Here is a 1,221-nt window from a genome sequence, read left to right on the forward strand (position 1 = left end):
AAATTTTAAAAGCAATGAGTTGATTGTTGTTAGTTGTTAGTTGTTTAGAAGAACAATCAACAATCAACAATCAACAAAAAAGGACAAAAATATATGATTAATTGCTGTGTAATTCCTGTTGTCAAATCACCCAAAGATTACCAAGTTTATCGCATTAGCCCCCAGGATACAAATCGTTTAGCGATCGTATTTGATCCAGCGATCGCTAATACTTCTTTGACTTGTTGTGTGGAAATTTTTGATGTTGGTGGTAAAACTCCGCCAAACCGTCATCAATTTGCTGTAGAGATGTTTTTTGTTCTCAAGGGGGAGGGTAGGGCGACTTGTGATGGTAAAAGTGTTGCAATTAAAGCTGGGGATAGTTTGTTAGTACCTCCTAATGGTACTCACGTGATTGAGAATACGGGTTCGGGACGTTTATATACGTTGACTGTTATGGTTCCCAATGAAGATTTTGCCGAACTCATTCGCAGTGGTACGCCTGTGGAATTTGACGCGGAAGATATGGCTGTACTTGGTAGGTTTGATGCTTTTATTTCAAATTGAAGATATTATTATCAGTGTGTATCGGTGTGCATCTGTGTTCGATTTTTCCACGAGATTGTAACTAGGTTGTGTAGGTGAGTGATGAACGAACACCGATGAACACGGATGAACACGGATGAAAACCATCCGTGTTTGGATTTATCGCACAATCCGTTTAATTTCGACTTTGGGATTACCGAAATTTATCAGTAAACAGACTTTTAGTCGAGAGGCTTTTAAGTAACTCATACATTGAGCAAAGTTACCATCATCCAAGTTTTTCACCGCTTTGAGTTCTACTAGTACGCACTCTTCTACTATTAAGTCAACAAAATACTCTCCAACTACAATACTGTCATATAGTATTTGTAAATTGTATTGTTGTTTTACTCGTAACCCTGCCTTCCGTAATTCATGAAACAAAGCATTTTCATACACCTTTTCTAAAAAGCCGACGCCCAAAACGTTACTTACTGTGTAGGCACAGCCGATAATTTTCTGCGTAATTTTATCTATTTCATCTGGATGCATCTGTATTCATTTATAGTTAAGTTCATAATCCCTCCATCATACCCATGCTCAAAGTCCTTCCTAAACAAACCGCATCCATGTACACTCGCGATGGAATTCGTCTGGATGCAGATATTTATCGCCCTGATGCTGAAGGAAAATTTCCGGTATTATTGATGCGCCAAC

The 1,221-nt window shown here is 38.4% G+C and carries 4 protein-coding genes; 2 read left to right on the top strand and 2 right to left on the bottom strand.

The window, feature by feature from the left end; translation table 11 throughout:
• Window positions 1–70 (bottom strand): hypothetical protein (locus NIES592_RS26365; protein WP_218600595.1); only part of this gene is annotated, 70 nt, incomplete at its 3' end.
• A gap of 23 nt (window positions 71–93) precedes the next feature.
• Here NIES592_RS26365 and NIES592_RS07640 point away from each other — a divergent pair.
• A complete protein-coding gene (locus tag NIES592_RS07640; protein ID WP_009456344.1) occupies window positions 94–546 on the top strand; it encodes a cupin domain-containing protein in 453 nt (150 codons plus the stop codon).
• A 138-nt stretch (window positions 547–684) separates the two neighbouring features.
• Here the strand turns inward: NIES592_RS07640 and NIES592_RS07645 are convergent, their stop codons facing one another.
• Window positions 685–1,056: a GxxExxY protein gene (locus tag NIES592_RS07645; RefSeq protein WP_062246024.1), complete on the bottom strand. Its 372-nt coding sequence runs from the start codon at window positions 1,054–1,056 to the stop codon at window positions 685–687.
• A 44-nt stretch (window positions 1,057–1,100) separates the two neighbouring features.
• Between NIES592_RS07645 and NIES592_RS24425 the strand changes: the two genes are divergently transcribed.
• Window positions 1,101–1,221, top strand: a 121-nt coding sequence (locus tag NIES592_RS24425) for a CocE/NonD family hydrolase (RefSeq protein ID WP_143168359.1), incomplete at its 3' end; no start/stop codon positions are given.

It is taken from the genome of Fischerella major NIES-592, from assembly GCF_001904645.1.
GTDB lineage: Bacteria > Cyanobacteriota > Cyanobacteriia > Cyanobacteriales > Nostocaceae > Fischerella > Fischerella thermalis.

What these genes read in the sequence shown, in the direction of transcription:
- NIES592_RS07640 (WP_009456344.1), top strand. Translation starts at nt 94, where the DNA reads ATGATTAATTGCTGTGTAATTCCTGTTGTCAAATCACCCAAAGATTAC.
- NIES592_RS07645 (WP_062246024.1), bottom strand. Translation starts at nt 1,056, where the DNA reads ATGCATCCAGATGAAATAGATAAAATTACGCAGAAAATTATCGGCTGT.